Genomic DNA, 18927 nt, shown 5'->3' on the forward strand with positions numbered 1-18927 from the left:
GGGATTCCTCAATAGACGCCCAGCCAGTTCTCCAGCGGCCCCTTGAGCAGCGCCATCTGGAAACCGATCTCGAAAACAACGAAAAACGCCAGGGCCACGCCCACGCCCACGGCATAGGAGCGCAACGGCCCGTATCCGCCCTGGCGCCACATGACCGTGCCGAGATAGAGCGCCGACCCCACATACAGGCCCAGCCACAGGGACAATACGACGTACACGACGATGGGCAGGAAAAAGGAAAGCATCCGGCGGCATTGCGAGCGCATCAGCCAGACTTCATCCGCGCCACCCGGCCGGCGCCACCCCTGCCAGGTCATCCAGAGCGCCGCCAGCAAAATGACGACGCCCACGTAAAAAGGAAAGGCACCGGCAGCCGGGCCGAAATCCGACCAGCCGATTTCGTTTTCCAGCGCGCCGAACATGACAAGCAACCCGAAGATTGCCGCAGCCAGCCCGGTCACGCATTCCGCCTGGCGGCGGGTGACCCAGGGGCGGTCTCCCGCCTCCCCGTCACCGGCCGCCGGTGTGTGTTCTGTTTGCATAATTTCTGTCCAGAATAGGTACGGCGTCAGCAGACGAGCTGCTTACTTGACGAGCCAGCCCTCTTTTTCGAAGACGCGGTGCGCCATGGCGGCGTCGGCCTCAATCAATGCATCAAGGTCGGCGCCTGTTGCAAACAGATCCGACTGCGCGGTGTTGGCCAGATACTGGCGCCATTCATCGGTGTCCTTCACCTTGGCCAGCAGATCGGTATAGAAGGCCACGACTTCCGGCTTGACGTCGCCCGGCGCGAAGATCGTGCGGGGCAGCACGTAATCCTCGATCGGCAGGCCCTGGGATGCGCAAGTCGGGATGTCCGACAGCGACATCTCGCCCGCAATCTTGCGCTGGTCGTCCAACGGACTGGCCGAGAACACGCACAGCGGGCGCACGCCGCCAGCCTTCCATTGGCCCAGGTTTTCGCTGGGATTGTTGGTATTCGCGTCCAGGTGGCTGCCCGCCAGCTGCACGCCCGCCTCGCTGCCGCTCTTGAACGGCACATAGGTGAACTGACCACCACTGGCCTCGTTGATCAGTTCGGTCAGGATGTGGTCGCCATCCTTGGATTGCGTGCCGCCCAGCTTGAGCTGGCGCGGTTTTTCCCGCGTGGCGGCCAGCAGCGACTCAACCGTCTGGTACGGCGAGGCAGCAGGCACCCACAGGATGAAATCGTCGCCAGCCATGACCGCCAGCGGCGTCAGGTCGTTCATCGAATAGGCCACCTTGGCCTTCATCGGCAGCAGCCAGGCATTGTTATTGCCGAACAGCAGCTTGTGCGCATCGCCCCGGGATGCACGTCCGGCCATGAAGGTCTCGGCGCCTGCGCCGCCGCCCTTGTTGCTAACGATCACCGGCACATTCAGCAGCTTGTGCTTCTCGGCGATGGACTGCACCACGCGTGCGAACTGGTCCGTGCCGCCGCCCGGCCCAGCCGATACGACGAACTCGATCGGTTTGGAGGGCTGCCAGGCCGTATCGGCCGCGTAGGCTGCGCCCTGCGTTGCCAGCAAAGCCGCCACCGCCAGCCATCCCATGTTTCTGGTCTTCATTGTCTGTCTCCTCGTTGTACTGAATTTGTATTGCGCCGGGCCACCTGGCCCGGACACGGGGCATCTGTCGTGCCCTGTTGCCGGCTGGGATCAGCCTTTGCCCTTGCCCCGCGACGCCGGGCGCCTGCCGATTTCGCGCACTGCGTCCAGGTCCAGTTCATAGCCCAGGCCGGGCTGCGTCGGCAGCGGCAAGGCATCGACTTCGCGTTGCGGCAGCTGCTTGAACAGTTGCTGGCACATGGACACCGATACCAGATGCCACTCCACCAACCCGCCATTGGCCAGGCCGGCATGCAAATGCATGTTATGGAAGGGAAATGCACCGCCGTTGTCGATGGTGATGCCATGCGCCTGGGCCAGTGCCGCCGCCTTCACGCCTGCGCTGTAGCCGCCGCCGATGCAGACATTGGGCTGCAGGATATCCAGGGCACCGGCAGCCAGCAGGTCGCGGTAGCGGAACAACTGCCCTTCGTTCTGGCCCGCAGCGACCGGCATGGGCGCCTGGCGCCGGAAATCGGCCAGCCGCTGCGTATCATTGCCGCGCAACGGTTCCTCGAAAAAGCCAATATCGCAATCCGCCACGCGCTGCGCCAGCCGCAAGGCATGGAACGCATCCAGGCTGCAATTGGCGTCGATATACAGCTCCACCTCCGCCCCGATGGCCTCGCGCACGGCGCGGATACGGCGCTCGTCCTCGGCAATCACGGCATCCAGGGGACGCGGCTCGTCGCGACGCGCCAACGCATGCTGCCCGACCACCATTTTCAGACGCCGATGCCCCTTGCTGGCCAGATGGCGCGCCGCTGCCGCCAGTTCATCACGATCCAGCGCACCGAAGCCGAAGGTCGTGTAGGTCGTCACCACCGGACGAGCACCGCCCAGCAGACGCCATACCGGCTGCCCCAGGCGCTTGCCGGCGATATCCCAGAGCGCAATATCCACGGCGGAAATCGCATGACTGGCATAGCCAGTCTGGCCGCGTGGCGACAGCAGCCAGTACAGGGCCTCGGAAATATGCTCGCGGGCCATCGCGTCCTTGCCCAGCAGATGGGGCGCCACGACCTCGTTGAGTGCAGCCGCCACGATTTCCTCATCGGTGATCGCTGTAAACCCATGCCCCAGCAAGCCATCGGCCGTTTCGATTTCCAGAACCAGGCCCGATAGCCGGGCAGGCTTGGAAATGGGGCCGATATCCAGGCTGCAATCCACGTAGACCGGGGTAGCCTGCACCCGTGCAATGCTGTCCCTGCTGCTCGCTGTGCTTCCTTCCACTGCCGTTTTCATGCTGTCTTTCTCCTCAAACGATTGATCTCGATACGCCGCACCCTGCGTAACCGGCGCTGGCGGCCCTGTGCCTCTGTGAAGAACTTCGGCCGGAAGGCCGAAGCTTCTCCCCCACCCTATGGGGTGCCTGCGGCACCTTATAAATACTGCCTCGCTAGACCCCGGAATAAAGTTCGGGGCTTGCGCTTAGGCTAGTGGTCACGACAAAGGCAAAGCGGTAATACGGCGGCGGGCACGGGTCAGGCGGCAGCTTGCAGGCGCGCATGAGATTCGGCCCGGGGCCAATAGCTGACATTCGGTCCTGGCTTCAGGCAGCCGCACCCAACGGCGGACGGCCCGGCCATCGGCGCGAAGCCGGTTCGGAACAGGACAACAGGCCCGATAGGAGATATCGGCGCTGATGCAAGTGTGGATCGGTGTCATGCATGCTTGTCTCCCTGGCCTCTCTCGGTGGCCAATCGCCACCGGGAAGCTCATGTTCTTTATGCAAGGCCACAACAACCGGCCTGTCCTGCCAAACCAGAGGAACGATTCGATACAGGACGGTTCAGTCTATGCAGCGGACACTCATTGCTCAATAGCATGAAGCTTATAAGCGATATTAGATTCACCAATAAAAATAATGATATTCGGGTCAGTTGCCAGGAGGCATGCCCCAAAAGCAACAGCCCGGCGTCGGGCCGGGCTGTGGTGGGGGATACGGCATCAGGCCAGCTGGCCTGCCTTACCAGGCCGAACCGGCCTCCCACATCACGGGAACATCCGTCGCCAGGGATTTGCGCATCATGTCCAGCAAGGGAAACGCACGCTGCTTCAGGCTGACGGTCTGGGCCAGCGGGTGCACGGGGTCTTTGTCCGGATCGTCGGATTCCGTTTCGGGGCTCTCTGCATCAATCGCCGCTTCCAGCGCGCCAATGGCGGCCGGCAGCTGTTCCACCGTGAAGATGCCGCGCTTGAGATCAGCATCGGTCACCGGACGGCCGGCAGCCTGCAGCACCAGCACGGCATGCTTATCCAGCATCAGGACATCGGATGCCGCCTTTGATTGAAATGTGACCAGCATGGGTATTTTCCTCCGTGGATGAATCCGTTCATTCGTAAGCCATGGCAAACGCTACGGCAGCATGATGACGAGACGAGCTGCGTCACACAGATGCAGTCATGCCAATGCACTGAAACGACAACCGCGCAGCCACCGCCATCAGGCACATGCAGCGGTTGTGCCATCACTGGCGGTCACGCAACACTTCCATCACTCCTGCACCATGCACGCCAACACGCCCGCCCTGCCCGCCTGCTGTCACTCGCGACAGCCAGGCTCGCCACGCGCCAACCGGCATCCCGTACCGCCCGGCCAGCGCGCGCCATGCAGTCATCATATCCTGCCTGCCCTGCTCTGCGCCTTGATGCATATCGTGCCGGCACCTGTCGCCGCCCAGACCGCCGCGCCGCTGTCCTGCCCTGCAACGCAGCTGGGCCAGCCCTGCAGCGGCGCCGGCCTGGCCAGCGCCGGCGCGGCGGAACCCGAACTCAACCTGGGGCTGGACAACCCGGTGCACCTTGCCAGCGGGCGCAAATACCTGCGCGACACAGATCTTCCCGCCCATCCGCTGGCGCCCGGCCTGGAACTGGTACGTCATTACAACAGCGCGGACCCTCGCCTGCCGGGCAATCCCGGCCGTGGCTGGCAGTTTTCCTACGACCTGCGGCTATACCGGCAGGCAAACACCCTGCAGCTCATCCAGGCAGATGGCAGCCGCCTACGATTCAGTTGCCTGCCCGGCCACACCAGCTGCACGCACGACCGGCAAGGGCTGGTACAAGCCGACGGGCAAGGCTGGCAATGGCGCTGGCCGGACGGTGCACGGCTGGATTTCCGCGAAGATGGCTGGCTGGCCGCGATCCGGCGCAGCGACGGCCTGCTCCTGGCACGCCTAGAACGTGCGCAAGATGGACGCCTGTTGGCCGTGCACAGCGCAACGCCCGGGCGGCAACTGGCCTTTCATTACCTGCAGCAGGACAAGCTGCCGCCGCGCCTGACTGGCGTGGATACCCCCGCTGGGCGCTTCCGCTACCATCATGCCGCACTGGCGGATGGCTGGTTTCTCTCCGGGGTCGAACGCCCCGATGGCATGCAACGCCATTACGGCCATGACCCGGCGCTGCAGCACGGCCACCCGCAAGCCATTACGGCAAGCGGGCTGTCTGCCGCCGGCCAGCCGGTGCAATGGCAGCGACGCTGGCATTACGACAGCGACGGCCGCGTCTCCCGCGTGGAGCACCTGACCGCGGATGGCCAGCCCGGTGCCGCCTGGCGGCTGGAATACCTCGAACCGGCGCATGGCATCCATGCCGGCCTGACACGGGTACATGGCGCACGCGGCACCACCGACATCCACTACGTACTGGCAGGCGGACGCCATCGGCTCGCCCGGGTTGCCGGCGTTGCCTGCCCCGGCTGCCCGGCACCGGGCCTGTCTGCCAGCTATGACGCCGCAGGACGCCTGACCAGGCTCAATGACCTGCTCCTGCTGCGGCGCCCGGATGGCTCGCCCCGCCAGCTGGTGCTGCCCGGCAGCGGCTGGACCGGCCTGAAGCTTGACTATGACAGCCAGGGCCGGATGGTGTCGTGGCATAGCGAACGCACAGGAACCACCCGCCTGCTGCGCCGTTTCCTTGCCGCCCGGCACACGGAGGGCCGCACGCCGCCTGAGCCGCCGGCAACGGCCACCCGCCAGATAAGCATCCGCTACGCCAACGGCGACCGCTGGCGCGCCTGGCTGGACCACGCCGGCCGCCCCTGGCGCATATCCGCCACCAGCACCGCCGCCACCAGCACCGGCCTCGCCGATGCCGCCGACACATTCCGTGCGGAAGCAGGCGAATCGGCGCATGCAACAGCCGTTAGATCCGTGCCTGCACCGGCCGGCGCGCATGTCGTGGATACCCGCATCACATGGCGCGACGGCAAGCTGGCCATGCTGGAACACCCCCATGAAACCGAGCGGCGTAGCCACGACAGCAATGGCCGGCTGCTGTCACGCAGCCTCCACCGGCCCGGCGCGGACAGCACACCCGAAATTGCAGTGACGGACCGCTATGCCTATCACCCCGATGGTCGGCTGGCACGTCATTATCTGCCCGAAGGCGGTGTATTGAGCTACGAATGGCAGCAAGGCCGCCTGAGCCGGCTCGACTGGCATGACCGCCACGGCACGCGCCATGCCATCCTGCATCACTTGCCTGGGTCCGGCGGTTATGTCTACGGCAATGGCGTGCGTACCGTGGGGCTGCGCGACGAGCATGGGCTACGCTACCTGCTGAGCAGCCAGCCAGGCACTGCAACGCCCATCCTGGCCCAGGCCATCCGGCTGGACGCCCAGGGCCGAATCATCGAAGAACGATTCCAGACCGGCGATTGGCGCCAGCACCTGCGCTATGGCTACGCGGCAAGCGGTCGCCTGGCGCTGGCAGAGAATACGGCTGCCCATACCCACTCAGATACCAATGCCAAGGGGCATGTTGATGTCGATGCCAGCCCCAGGATCAGCTATCTGGCCTGGCATGCAGACGGCCGCCTGCTGGCGCGCAATGACACTGCGCCCCCCCACCCGCCAGCCCCCTCCACCAGGCCGCAGGCTCACCACGTTGCCAGGCTCGGCCCGGAACCGGAGCCGACAGTCGTGGATGCCAGCGGCCTGCCGGTGGCGCACGAGGGCTGGCGCCTGACCTACGATGCGCAACGCCGCCTGCAACGTGCCAGCCAGCCGGCCACCGGCCTGCGTATCGACTACCGCAACAACGCCCATGGCCAGCGCATCCGCCGCGCCAGCGGACAGGACATCACCCATTACCTCCATGACAGCCAAGGCCTGCGGGTCGCACTGGCCCTCCCGGCCCAGCCCGGCCAGGCTGCACGGATCACGGAGCGCTACCTGTACGCGGGACAAGTCCCCGTGGCCTGGCTGCGGTACGACTCGCACGGGGACGCCAACCTCTATTTTCTGCATAGCGATGCCCAAGGCCTGCCGCGCGCGCTCAGCGACAGCCGTGGCCATCTGGCCTGGCGCGCCGAATTCGATGCCTTCGGCAGGTTGCTGCGTGAACACGGCGGCCCCCGGCCCTCTCCGCGCTACCCAGGCCAGCACGCGGACCCGGCCCTGCCCTGGCACGACAACGGCATGCGCACCTATGACCCCGGCACCGGCAGTTACCTGGAACCCGACCCGCTCGGGCCGCAGCCCGGCCACGATGCCTACGGCTACGCGGCCCAGCGCCCGCGCCAATACGCCGACCCCGCCGGCATGCTGCTGTATGCCTTCGACGGCACACGCAATACACCGGCGTCACTGACCAATGTCTGGTTGCTGCACCAGCTTTACCCTGGCGGCGGCAGCTATCAGCCCGGCCCCGGCCAGAACGCCTGGGATGCCGCCACCGCCAGCCGCGCCACGCATATCATCGGCGCGCAATGGGAACGCCTGCTGGCCGACCTTGCCGCCGCAGGGCGGCAATGGCAGCAAGAACCCGCAGCCATCGACCTGCTGGGCTATTCACGCGGCGCGGCCCTGGCCCAGCACTTCGCCAACCAGATCGCCGCGCACGTCCGCAATCAACGTTTCTGGGCCTATGACCCGCTCATGGGCACGGTCTCGGCCTGCGTCGACCTGCGTTTCATGGGCCTGTTCGACACCGTGGCTCAGTTCGGCGTGAACGGACGCGACAATGCCGACTACCTGCTGGGCGCCAGCCCCGCCTGGCAATGGATTGCCCATGCCGTGGCGCTCAACGAGCACCGTTACCTGTTCCCGCTCAACAGCCTGGCCCAGGGCCAGGGGAATCTGGTGGAAATGCCATTCATCGGCGCCCATGCCGATATCGGCGGAGGCTACCTATCCCGCGACACCCCCGATGCAACGCGCGGCGACTTGTCCGACGTCGCCCTGGCCTGGATGCACTGGCAGGCCCGCGCGGCCGGCGTGCCGCTTGCGCCCTTGCCCGAGGCACAAGCCACTGTCAGCCAGCCGCTGCTGCACGATGAACGCAACGTGTTCTATCGCAAGACCGGCCAGGACAGGCCGGTGCGCCATGCCGATGGCAGCCCTTGGTTGCATAGCCAGGCCGAACATCCCGGACTGGGCGCAACAGGCAGGAACGAAGTGGAGGCATTCATCGAACGCCTGCCGGACTGGATGCACACGCCCGGCTCAGTCGTGGGCAGCGTCGACATGGCCGCCTATGAGCAATGGCTGGCCCGGCAAATGCAGCGTTAAAACCGCGGCAATACCGGCACGCGCTCAGAACAGCCCTGACAAGGGCGGCTCCGCCCCCGTCAGCTGGTAGGAGCCGACCACTGCGGCCTTCCAGTCGCGCGGATTATGGTTGGCCACCGTGCGCGCATTGCGCCAGTGCCGGTCCAGGTTGTGGCTGCGGGCCGTGGCGGAAGCGCCGCCGACATCGAACACCAGTTCGGCTGCCTTGAGCGCGGCATTGGCAGCGATGTACTGGGCCTGGGCCACGTCGATGGATGCCTGCAATACCGCCTCGTGCGCCAGGCCTGCCTGCCAGGCGGCGTCTATGGACGCCGCCGCCCTCAGCACCGCCGCCTCGGCGGCAAACGCCTGAGCCGAGATCTCTCCTACCGCGTGTGCCACGTACGGGTCGTCCACCGACCGGCTGGCGCTGCTATGCTTGATCGGCCGCGCATGATGACGGGCGAAATCGACGGCATCCGCCAGCACATTGCGGGCAATACCGGCCTCGACAGCCCCCAGGAACAATTGCGCGAACGGCGTCACGATCGTACGTTGCGCGCGCCCGTCACGGAAATGGGAGGAACGGATAAGGTCATCCTCTTCCACCCTGACATTCCTCAGGTGTGTCGTGCCGCTGGCCGTGAGGCGCTGCCCCATGGCATCGAAATCGTCCAGCAACTCCACGCCCTCGCGGTCGCTGGGCAAAATGAAGCGGACCTCCTGCCCGGCCTCTGTCAGGGCCGTCACCTGAATCCAGTCCGCATACAGCGAACCCGTGCTGTAGTACTTGGTGCCGCTCACGCGGTAATGATCGCCCTCCCGCACCAGCACCGAGCTGATGGCACCACTGGCACCGCCACGCTCCCAGCCCGCGTTGGCAACAACATCGCCCCGCAGATAGCGCGGAAACCAGCGCTGGCGGCCCGCCTCGTCATCCCCGGACAGCAGGTTTTCGATGAACAGAAAGCCCGGCCGCAGCGCCTGGGCAATATTCGAATCCACGGCCGCAACATCCATCACGAACCGGATCACGTCCTGTACGGCCGCACCGCTGCCACCAGCGGCCTGGGGAATGCGGAAGGTATACAGGCCTGCGGCCGCAATGCTGCGGATCTGATCATGCGGCAGGAGCCGCTCGCGCTCCCGGCTCTCCGCGCCCGTGCGCAGCACCGGCAGCAAGGCGTCCGCACGCTGACGCAACGTGGCCAGATCCGCGGCCACGGTAGTGCTGCCGTCGGGGTTGCCTAGGGGTTTAAAAGCCAGGGAAGAAGACATGGAATATCCGGAAATGTCGGACGCCGGGCACGAAACTTCGTGCCCGGCGCGATGCCAAGGGCGGGTGACCTTCCATGGTAGAAACACAACACTGCATTTCAAACGATGCTTTTTGTATTTGATAATTCACATGGCCCGCATGGATAGCGGCACCCGGGCCAGGCTCCTTACGCTCCTTGGCACTCTGTCGTTCCCTGTTGCACGCCCGCTGCGTGAATCAGGCTATCATTCCCGGATTGCACTCCTCTTTTTTCGAATCCGCTCCCATGCTCCCCGAGCAACAGAATCTACTGATCTCCCGCATCCAGGCAGCCGTCAACGCGCTGCTGCCTGAAGCTCAGCCCAGCATCCAGCTGGAGCGTCCGAAAGTCGCCGCACACGGCGATGCCGCCTGCAACGTTGCCATGCAGCTTGCCAAGCCGGCGCGCCGCAATCCGCGCGAACTGGCGCAAGCCATCGTCGACCACCTGCTGGCTGACCCGCAAGCCGCGAACCTGCTGGCAGGCGCCGAAGTCGCCGGCCCCGGTTTCATCAATTTCCGCCTGTCGCCCGCCGCGCATCAGGCTGTGCTGGGTGCCATTGCCGGGCAGCGTGAGCAATACGGCCGCGCGCCGCGCCGCGACGAGAAAGTCCTGGTGGAATTCGTCTCCGCCAACCCCACCGGCCCCCTGCACGTGGGCCATGCACGCCAGGCTGCGCTGGGCGACGCCCTGTGCCGCCTGTTCGACGCCCATGGCTACGACGTTACCCGCGAGTTCTACTACAACGACGCCGGCAACCAGATCGACAATCTCGCCATCAGCGTACAGGCCCGCGGCCGCGGCATCTCCCCGGATGATGCCAGCTACCCGGCCGACGGCTACCGTGGCGACTACATCGTCGACATCGCCAATGATTACCTGGCTGGCAAGACAGTCCAGGCCTCAGACGGCGTCCCCGTCACCGGCAAGGGCGACCTCAATGACCTGGACGCCATCCGCCGCTTCGCCGTCACCTACCTGCGCAATGAACAGGATCTCGACCTCCAGGCCTTCGGCCTGAAGTTCGACAACTACTACCTGGAAAGCTCGCTGTATACCAGCGGCCGGGTGGAAAACACGGTGCAGCGCCTGGTCGACAAGGGCCACACCTATGAAATGGACGGCGCGCTGTGGCTGCGCACGACCGAACTGGGCACCGGCGACGACAAAGACCGCGTGATGCGCAAGGCCGAAGGCGGCTACACCTATTTTGTGCCCGATGTCGCCTACCATGAAGCCAAATGGGAGCGCGGCTTCCACAAGGCCATCAATATCCAGGGCAGCGACCACCACGGTACCGTGGCTCGCGTGCGCGCCGGCCTGCAAGGGCTGGATATCGGCATTCCCAAGGACTTCCCCGCGTATATCCTGCACAAGATGGTGAAGGTGGTGCGCGGCGGCCAGGAAGTGAAGATATCCAAGCGTGCCGGCAGCTACGTGACGCTGCGCGACCTGATCGACTGGGTGGGCCGCGACGCGGTGCGCTTCTTCCTGATCCAGCGCCGCGCCGATACCGAATTCACGTTCGATATCGACCTGGCCCGCTCGCAAAGCGAAGAAAACCCGGTGTACTACATCCAGTACGCGCATGCGCGCATCTGTTCCGTGCTGGAGCAGGCCCAGGCCGATGCGGCCGCCCTGCAACAGGCCGATGCCACGCCGCTGGTGGCACCAACGGAAATCGCCCTGCTGCAACGTCTCTCCGAGTTCCCCGCGCTGGTGGCGTTGGCTGCCCAGGAACTCTCACCCCACCTGGTAGCGTTCTGGCTGCGCGACTGTGCCGCTGACTTCCATGCCTGGTACAACGCCGAACGCGTCCGTGTCGATGATGCAGCACTGCGCGATGCGCGCCTGCGCCTGGCGGACGCCACGCGCCAGGTCCTGGCCAACGGCCTGGCCTTGCTGGGTGTCGCTGCACCCCAACGCATGTAACGAGTCCCTATGGCAAAACGCTCTTCCCGTTCCTCCGGCCAAGGCGGCAGCACGATCTACGGACTGCTGGCCGGGCTCCTGCTGGGCCTGGTCGTGGCTGCCGTCGTGGCGTTCTACGTCACCAAGGCGCCCGTGCCCTTCGTCGATCGTGCGGGACGTGCCCCGGCGCCTGCGGTTTCGCAGATTCAAGCAGCAACCCCTGGCGCCAGCCTGCCCGACCCCAATCGCGGCCTGCAGAACGGCAACCTGACCGTACCGGATACACGCATCCAGCCGCCCAGCCTGCCTTCGCCTGACAGCATCGGCGGGGTTGCTGGTAGCGGCGCGCAACCGGCCACACAGACACCTGCACCAGTACCGGCAACGCCGGCTGCACCGTCCGGCGACGACCTCGGCGCGCTGATTGCATCGCTGCCGAACCAGCCACCGGCCCCGCTGCCCAAGCCTGCCAATGGTGCGGCAGCCAGCGCCTATTTCCTGCAGACCGGCTCCTTCCAGGTGCTGGAAGATGCGGAAGCCTTGCGTGCCCGCATGATCCTGCTGGGCCTGCCGGTGCAGATTCAACGCGCCGAGGTCAACGGCCTGCAAGTCAATCGTGTCCGCGTCGGCCCCTACACGCGGCTGGACGAAATGAATCGCGTGCGCGCCCAGCTGACTGCCGAAAATATCAGCTCGACGGTCGTCCGGCAGTAGTCCTGGCTGCCCTGGCGGGCGGCGGCGTCAGTTCGCCACGAATCTCCGCCGGGAACCCCCGGCGGCACAGATGGTCAAAACGTCTCCGCCAGGGTTTGCCTTGCGCATGAATCCGCTGGCTCAGCCAGGCCAAGCCTCACGGACACCGCCCCAACGGCCATCCGGCGCCAAGTCCGGCAGATGACCGCTGGCTGGCCCAGCCAACAGGGCACTGGCCATCAACAGCGCCTTGCCATGCTTGCACTGCCATATTCCTGTCGTATCATTTCCCATTCACTCAGCCCAGCCAGGAACTGTCCAACATGACTTTTTCGTTCTCCCGCCTGCTTGCCGCCGCTACGCTCATGCTCGGCGCTGCCGTCGCTCCGTTGAGCCAGGCCCAGACCTCCCGCTCGGTGGAGCTACAGTCGCCCCAGCGTACCGACAGCCCGGGACAGGTTGAAGTGCTGGAGTTCTTTGCCTACACCTGCATCCACTGCAAGCTGCTGGACCCGATGATCAACGCCTGGGCCAAGGAACAGCCCCAGGACGTGAATTTCATGCACGTGCCGCTGGGCGGCGACAGCCGCAGCCGTCCGCTGCAGCAGATGTACTACACGCTGAATGCGCTGAACCGCATGGACCTGCACGAAAAGTACTTCACCGCGCTGCATGACGAACGCAAACGCCTCTTCACCCGCAAGGACATGGCCGACTGGGCCGTGGAACAGGGTGTCGACCGCGCAGCCTTCAATGCCGCCTTCGATTCAATGGGTGTCAGCAGCCAGGTTGCCCGTGCAGACGAACTGGCGAAGAACTACAACGTCAACAGCACGCCTACCATCATCGTCAATGGCCGCTACGTGACCTCGCCGGCACACGCCGGCGGCTACCGCGAAAGTGTCGAGGAAACCGGCCGCCTGGTGCAACAGGAACGCGCGAAGCTGTCCAAGTAAACCGGCACGGCGTGCGCCAGCCCCTGCACGCCGGCTCGTATCCAGAACAGCCAGCGGGACCCGCCCCGCTGGCTGTTCTGCTTTTTTCAGGCCTGAACGGCAGCATCCAGGGCCTGGCGCAGGTCCGCTATCAGCTCGTCGGCGTCTTCCAGGCCAATCTGCAGGCGGATCAAGGTTTCCCCCGGCAGTTCCGCGCCATAACGCTGCAGGCCGGCCAGCGCGGGTTCCACCCATTGCACCAGGCTCTCGAAGCCGCCCCAGGAAAAGCCGATGCCAAACAGCGTCAGTGCATCGACGAAGCGACGGCCCGCATCATGGGACAGATCCAGCGCCACGCTCAGCAAACCATTGGAGCCCTGGGCATCACGCTGCCACAGTGCATGGCCCGCATCGCCTGGCCAGGCGGGATGGTAGATAGCCCGTGTTTCCGGACGGCTGGCCAGGAATTCACACACACGCAGGGCGCTGCGGGCCTGTTCATCCATGCGCAGGGGCAGGGTACGCAACCCGCGCAGGGCCAGCCAGGCGTCATCGGCACTCAGGGCATAACCCAGGGCATACTGCATCCGGCTGATACGGTCGCCCAGCGCGGCATCGCGCGTCACCACCGCACCCAGCATCAGGTCAGAATGGCCGCTCACGTACTTGGTACCAGCGATCATGGAAATATCTGCGCCCAGGGCCAACGGATGATAAGCGTGCCCGGAGCCCCAGGTGTTGTCTGCAGCGACCAGCAGGCCATGACGATGGCCGATGGCCGCCAGTGCCGGCAAATCCTGCATTTGCAGCAGCAAAGACCCCGGCGACTCCAGGTAGAGCAGGCGGGTATTGGGACGGATCAGGCTCTCGAGATCATCCACGCCGGGGGTGAAATATGTGATCTCCACCCCCATTTTCTTCAACAGCATATTATCGAAATGGCGCACAGGCCCGTACACGCTATCCACGACCAACGCATGATCGCCTGCGCCCAGCAAGCTGAAGAACACCAGCGTCAGCGCCGCCAGCCCGGAGGGCGCCAGCACGCAATGGCTGCCGCCTTCCAGAGCCACGAATGCATCTTCCAGCGCGCGGTGCGTTTCCATGCCGGAACGGCCATAAGTGATGGCGCGCTCGCCGGCGGCCTTGCGGCGCTGGGCATTTTCCAGCGCCGCGAGATCAGCAAAGCGCACGGTGCTGGTGCGCATGGCCGGCAGGCTGACAGGTGCCACGCCATCCGCATCAAAGGGCGCGCTGCCTATATGCATCAGGCGGGTGCGTACACTGCACTCAGGGGCGAGGGTCGCCGCAGCGGTGTCTTCCGATGCGGCACTGGCGGATTTGGACATACATGAAGCTCCAGGAAAAGCGACGGCACAAACCGTGGTATCCCTGCCATTATCGCGTGCCTGCTGCCTGCGTGCACCCCGGCAGGCGGCAGGAAGCGCCCATGCCACACTGGCAAGCCGCCATATGACTTTTCATCTTGATGCAGCATGCCATTCAGGCAAATGAAAGCCCGATATTTGTGCCTTAAAGGCTTTGCCCCATAGGCAAAACGGCCCGGAAAATGGCTACATGAAAATAGGTGAAAAAATACGGAAACTCCGGCGTGAACGCGGGCTGACACAAGAAGAACTCGCCCTGGAACTGGACACCGCCGCAAGTACCGTTTCCCGTATAGAAAACGACGAGCGCACGCCCTCGCTGGACATGCTCGGCCGTCTCGCCAGCAGCCTGCAGGTTGGCATAGGCGAACTGTTTTCCGGCGTTTCGCAACATGAGCCTGCCGTGCAGTCCGTGGCAGACAACGACCACGCTCTGCGCCACTACGGCCAGAGTCATGAAGGCACTGGCGGCGACGACTACATGGAACTGCGGCGCTGGTTCCGCAACCTGACCCCAGACAACCAGCGCGTGGCCCTGGAACTGATCAAGACCCTGGCGCGCACCCAGCACAAAGGCTAAGCCGCAGATCTGCGCCTGCGGCTTGGCCCTCATGTGACGGCTCGCGGGTGATGTAACGCCTGTTCAGGCCGGCGCGAAGCGGAACACGCCGTTGTCATCCAGGCGGCGTACCAGCTGGCCGCCGTGCCATAGCATGTGCAAGTGCGCCAGCGCTTCGCCCAGCGCAAACGTGAGCTGGTGCAGGTCCAGCTTGCGGTGGAACATGATGGGCACGATATCCGCTGCGCTGCAGGGCGCTGCCGTACAGGCATCCATCACTTCCTGCAGCCGGTCGCGGTGATGCTCGCGCTGCTGGCGTATGCGCTCGTGCAAGCCACGGAACGGCTTGCCGTGCGATGGCAGCACCAGCGTCTCTTCCGGCATGTCACGATAGGCGTCCAGCGACTGCAGATACAGGCGCAACGAATCAGCCTCGGGCTCGAAATCGAATACGCTGACATTGGTGGAAATGCGCGGCAGCACCATGTCGCCGGAAATCAGCAAGTCCAGTTCTGCACAATACAGGCCTATGTGTTCGGGCGCATGGCCGTAGCCGACAATCTGCAGCCAGTCACGTCCGCCGATGCGCAGCGTATCGCCGCCCAGCAAGCGATACATGGTGCCCGGTACCGAAGGCACCATGTTGACGTAATAGCCCGAGCGCTCGCGCACCTGCGCCAGCGCGCCCTCGTCGCACAGCCCGTTACGCCGGAAATGCGCAGCCGCAGCTTCGCCGCCCGCGCCAGCACTGGCGTCGCGCCGTCCTGAGGCAATCACTGCCTGGGTGTATTCGCTCATGCTCATCAGCAGGCGCGCATTCCAGCGGGTGCACAGCCAATCAGCCAGCCCCACGTGGTCCGGATGCATATGTGTCACCAGCACGCGCAGGACAGGCAAGCCCTCCAGTTCATGCTCGAAGATGGATTCCCACTGGGCCTGCACTTCCTTGCGGGCAATGCCGCAATCCACCACCATCCAGCCCTCGCGGCCATCGACCGTGTCGCGCAATAGCCAGACATTGACGTGATCCAGTGCAAAGGGCAGGGGCAGGCGCACCCATTTCACGCCATCCAACAGCGTCATGGCCCGGCCTGGTTCCGGCAATGCGTCGTTCCAGGGATAGGACAGCGCCATTTCATTCTTATTCATCGGGACTCCGGGAAGCATCCAGACTGCCTCCCGCAGGTCCGCCGCCAGTGTGCCACCCGGCGCCCGGCGCTGCGCAGCCATGAAGACGGCAAAAACAGGCCCGGAGCGTGGCTGGCGCTCCGGCAACGGCGGATACGGCAGACAGCACAGACATCAAATCAGACAGGAAATCCGGGTTACTATACCTTACGTTGACGTAAACGGAAATTAAAGTTTTCTTGCCATGCCCGCACCCAATTGGAGTATTTCCGAACTTTCCAGCGAGTTCGGCATCACGCCGCGCACGCTCAGGTTCTATGAAGACAAGGGCATTCTTGCGCCTGCGCGCCATGGCCGCCACCGCATCTATGGCGCACGCGACCGCGCCAGGCTGGTGCTGACGCTGCGCGCCCGCGCGGTAGGCCTGGCGCTGGACGACATCCGCGGCCTGCTGGATATCTACACCGGCCCCGACAGCACCCAGGCGCAGATCCGCGCCTGCGCCAACAAGCTGGAAATCCATCGCCAATTCCTGCTTTCGCAACGCCAGGAAATCGACCTTATGCTGGCCAGAGTTGAAGAACAAATTCAGGACTGCCTAAATAAACTTAATCCTGAAGATTGACCGTCAATTTCATTCGTTTACGTTAACGGAAGTTCGGCGCTTGCCGTTTTACGGCAGAATAATGCTGAAAACCAGGGCCAGGAAACCCCAGGACACCCGCTGAAATCACCCCGAAAAACACCGGGACAGGCGACAGGCAAGCCCCGCGTCACATCAGCCACGGTGCCTCTGGAACTGCTGCGCAAACCTGCTCCTGGCCGCAAAACAGGCAGTATTACGGCAGCCAGGAGCCCGGCCACGATGTCCAGCACCCGCAACACCGCCTTTCCCGCCAGCGACACCGCGCTGCGCGTCGAGCCCCTGGCCCGGCCCTTGCCTGCACGCCAGGCGGCGGCCAGCATCCTGCAGGGTTTTGACCGGCACTACGCCCTGTTCCGCTACAGCGCGCAACGTGCCAAGGCGCTGTTCGAGGCAGGGGACTGGCGTGGCATGCAGCAGCTGTCGCGCGAACGCATCGACTACTACGACCAGCGTGTGCGTGAATGCGCCAGCGCGCTGGCCAGCCGACTGGCCCGGCAGGGCGGTGATGCCGACCCAAGCCCACATTGGCAGGCCATCAAGCAGGAATTCGTCGCACTGCTCGACGAGCACTCGCAGCCCGAATGCGCCGAGACTTTCTTCAATTCCGTCTCCTGCCGCGTACTGCGGCGCGAATATTTCAACAACGCCTGCCTGTTCGTGCGCCCGGCAGTCGCTACCGAATACCTGGAAGGGCAGCGACCCGCCTTCCGCGCCTATTACCCCACGCGCACCGGGCTGCGCGCCACGCTCAGGCGCATGTTGGGGGATTTCGGGCTGGCAGCGCCCTTTGAAGACCTGCCACGCGACGTGCGCCTGCTCGCACGCGCCGCGGTCGGACTGCTGCGCCAGGCGCTTCCCAAGGGCCATGGCCCGCGCCTGGGGCAAGACTGCCAGGTCCATGTGCACGCCACCCTGTTTTTCCGCAACAAGGGCGCCTACCTGGTGGGCCGCCTGGTCAATCAGGGCGCCATCCACCCGTTCTGCATTCCGCTGCTGCGCCTGCCGTCCGGCCAGATCCATGCCGATGCCCTGTTGCATGGCCAGGATGCGCTCAGCCGGGTTTTCAGCTTTGCACGCACCTATTTCCTGGTAGACATGGAAGCGCCATCCGCCACCGTGCGCTTTCTTGCCACGCTGCTGCCGCGCAAGCCGCTGGCCGAGCTCTACACCATGATCGGGCTGCAGAAGCAGGGCAAGACGCTGTTCTACCGGGATTTCCTGCAACACCTGGCGCACTCCGGCGACCAGTTTGAAACCGCTGCGGGCATTCCCGGCATGGTCATGTTCGTGTTCACGCTGCCGTCCTACCCCTATGTCTTCAAGATCATCCGCGACCGCATAGAGAAGGACCGCATGAGCGCCGCCATCGTGCGCCGCAAGTACCAGCAGGTCAAACTGCATGACCGCGCCGGACGCATGGCAGATACCTGGGAATATTCACAGGTCGCCTTGCCGCGCCACCGATTTTCCGACGCTCTGTTACAGGCCCTGCGCACGCACATCCCGTCGCAGCTGGAAGAGCAGGGGGATACGCTGGTCTTCCGGCATGTCTACATCGAGCGGCGCATGACGCCGCTCAATATCTACCTCTGGCAGGCTGGCCCCCAGGCACGCGCCGCGGCCCTGGCGGAATATGGCGATGCCATTCGCGAACTGGCCGCCACCAATCTTTTCCCCGGCGATATGCTGTTCAAGAATTTTGGCGTCACCCGCCTGGGCCGGGTGGTTTTCTATGATTACGACGAAATCCAGTCCATGGCGGAAATGAATTTCCGCCATATTCCCGAAGCGCCCGACGACGATGCGGAAATGAGTGCGGAAACCTGGTACGCCACCGGCCCCAATGACGTCTTCCCGGAAGAGTTCGAACACTTTCTGTTCAGCGATCCGGCCCTGCGCGAACCCTTTGCCGCCAAACATGCCGAGTTACTAAGGCCCGAATGGTGGCGCGACTGCCAGGCGCGCATTGCACGCGGCGGCATTGCCGACATCTTCCCCTACGACCCCGGCATACGCTTTCCCAGCCATACCTCGCCCACCGGCGACGGCCTGGCACAACAGCGTTGAACAGCCAGGCGCCTACGCCCAGTCCTGCTTCCCCCAGCGTCGTCGTTGACACCAATCTGGCCGAAAACCATGCCATGTGTCTGCCAGGCCAGACTGCCGTTTGCACCCCGCTAGCTGCAGGCGCCAACAAAAAACGCCCCCACGCCGCGCCTTCGGCTTGCTGCCCCCCAAGGGGGC

General features: G+C 64.5%; 14 protein-coding genes. 7 read left to right on the forward strand and 7 right to left on the reverse strand.

Annotated elements, in window-relative coordinates:
- Window positions 1-8 precede the first annotated feature (8 nt).
- From EV679_RS00725 to EV679_RS00740, 4 genes are all read right to left on the reverse strand, one after another.
- Window positions 9-542, reverse strand: a complete 534-nt coding sequence (locus tag EV679_RS00725; protein WP_130486304.1) for a tripartite tricarboxylate transporter TctB family protein — start codon at window positions 540-542, stop codon at window positions 9-11.
- Between the two features lie 42 nt (window positions 543-584).
- On the reverse strand, window positions 585-1589 hold the full coding sequence (locus EV679_RS00730; RefSeq protein ID WP_068372952.1) for a Bug family tripartite tricarboxylate transporter substrate binding protein: 1005 nt from the start codon (window positions 1587-1589) through the stop codon (window positions 585-587).
- A gap of 90 nt (window positions 1590-1679) precedes the next feature.
- On the reverse strand, window positions 1680-2873 hold the full coding sequence (locus EV679_RS00735; protein WP_068372955.1) for a mandelate racemase/muconate lactonizing enzyme family protein: 1194 nt from the start codon (window positions 2871-2873) through the stop codon (window positions 1680-1682).
- A 724-nt stretch (window positions 2874-3597) separates the two neighbouring features.
- Window positions 3598-3936, reverse strand: coding sequence for a DUF1840 domain-containing protein (locus EV679_RS00740; RefSeq protein WP_130486305.1), 339 nt, complete (start codon window positions 3934-3936; stop codon window positions 3598-3600).
- Window positions 3937-4288: 352 nt separating this feature from the next.
- On the opposite strand from EV679_RS00740, the gene EV679_RS00745 reads away from it, so the two are divergent.
- Window positions 4289-8146, forward strand: a complete 3858-nt coding sequence (locus EV679_RS00745) for a phospholipase effector Tle1 domain-containing protein (protein WP_165389922.1) — start codon at window positions 4289-4291, stop codon at window positions 8144-8146.
- Between the two features lie 24 nt (window positions 8147-8170).
- Here the strand turns inward: EV679_RS00745 and EV679_RS00750 are convergent, their stop codons facing one another.
- Window positions 8171-9403, reverse strand: a complete 1233-nt coding sequence (locus EV679_RS00750; RefSeq protein ID WP_130486307.1) for an acyl-CoA dehydrogenase family protein — start codon at window positions 9401-9403, stop codon at window positions 8171-8173.
- Between the two features lie 266 nt (window positions 9404-9669).
- Between EV679_RS00750 and argS the strand changes: the two genes are divergently transcribed.
- The 3 genes from argS to EV679_RS00765 all read left to right on the forward strand — a co-directional run bounded on the left by argS (window position 9670) and on the right by EV679_RS00765 (window position 12983).
- On the forward strand, window positions 9670-11355 hold the full coding sequence (gene argS, locus EV679_RS00755; RefSeq protein ID WP_130486308.1) for an arginine--tRNA ligase: 1686 nt from the start codon (window positions 9670-9672) through the stop codon (window positions 11353-11355).
- Between the two features lie 9 nt (window positions 11356-11364).
- Complete coding sequence (locus EV679_RS00760; protein WP_130486309.1) at window positions 11365-12048, forward strand: SPOR domain-containing protein; 684 nt, start codon at window positions 11365-11367, stop codon at window positions 12046-12048.
- 302 nt (window positions 12049-12350) lie between these two features.
- Complete coding sequence (locus EV679_RS00765; RefSeq protein ID WP_130486310.1) at window positions 12351-12983, forward strand: thiol:disulfide interchange protein DsbA/DsbL; 633 nt, start codon at window positions 12351-12353, stop codon at window positions 12981-12983.
- Window positions 12984-13069: 86 nt separating this feature from the next.
- Here the strand turns inward: EV679_RS00765 and metC are convergent, their stop codons facing one another.
- Window positions 13070-14230 (reverse strand): cystathionine beta-lyase, encoded by a 1161-nt coding sequence (metC, locus tag EV679_RS00770; RefSeq protein ID WP_068373783.1) that lies wholly within the window; start codon window positions 14228-14230, stop codon window positions 13070-13072.
- A gap of 310 nt (window positions 14231-14540) precedes the next feature.
- Here metC and EV679_RS00775 point away from each other — a divergent pair, with 310 nt between their 5' ends.
- Entirely contained in the window at window positions 14541-14930 is a 390-nt protein-coding gene (locus tag EV679_RS00775; protein WP_068373723.1) for a helix-turn-helix domain-containing protein, read from the forward strand.
- A gap of 63 nt (window positions 14931-14993) precedes the next feature.
- Here EV679_RS00775 and EV679_RS00780 read toward each other — a convergent pair whose 3' ends face one another.
- Window positions 14994-16058 (reverse strand): MBL fold metallo-hydrolase, encoded by a 1065-nt coding sequence (locus EV679_RS00780; protein ID WP_068373720.1) that lies wholly within the window; start codon window positions 16056-16058, stop codon window positions 14994-14996.
- Between the two features lie 223 nt (window positions 16059-16281).
- Here EV679_RS00780 and EV679_RS00785 point away from each other — a divergent pair, with 223 nt between their 5' ends.
- Both EV679_RS00785 and aceK read left to right on the forward strand, forming a co-directional pair.
- Window positions 16282-16662 carry a MerR family transcriptional regulator gene (locus EV679_RS00785; protein ID WP_068373717.1) on the forward strand — a complete coding sequence of 127 codons (381 nt, stop codon included), beginning with the start codon at window positions 16282-16284 and terminating at the stop codon, window positions 16660-16662.
- A gap of 240 nt (window positions 16663-16902) precedes the next feature.
- Entirely contained in the window at window positions 16903-18750 is a 1848-nt protein-coding gene (gene aceK / locus EV679_RS00790; RefSeq protein WP_130486311.1) for a bifunctional isocitrate dehydrogenase kinase/phosphatase, read from the forward strand.
- Window positions 18751-18927 lie beyond the last annotated feature (177 nt).

Origin of the sequence: Kerstersia gyiorum (assembly GCF_004216755.1) — a bacterium.
In the GTDB taxonomy this organism is placed as follows: Bacteria; Pseudomonadota; Gammaproteobacteria; order Burkholderiales; family Burkholderiaceae_B; genus Kerstersia; species Kerstersia gyiorum.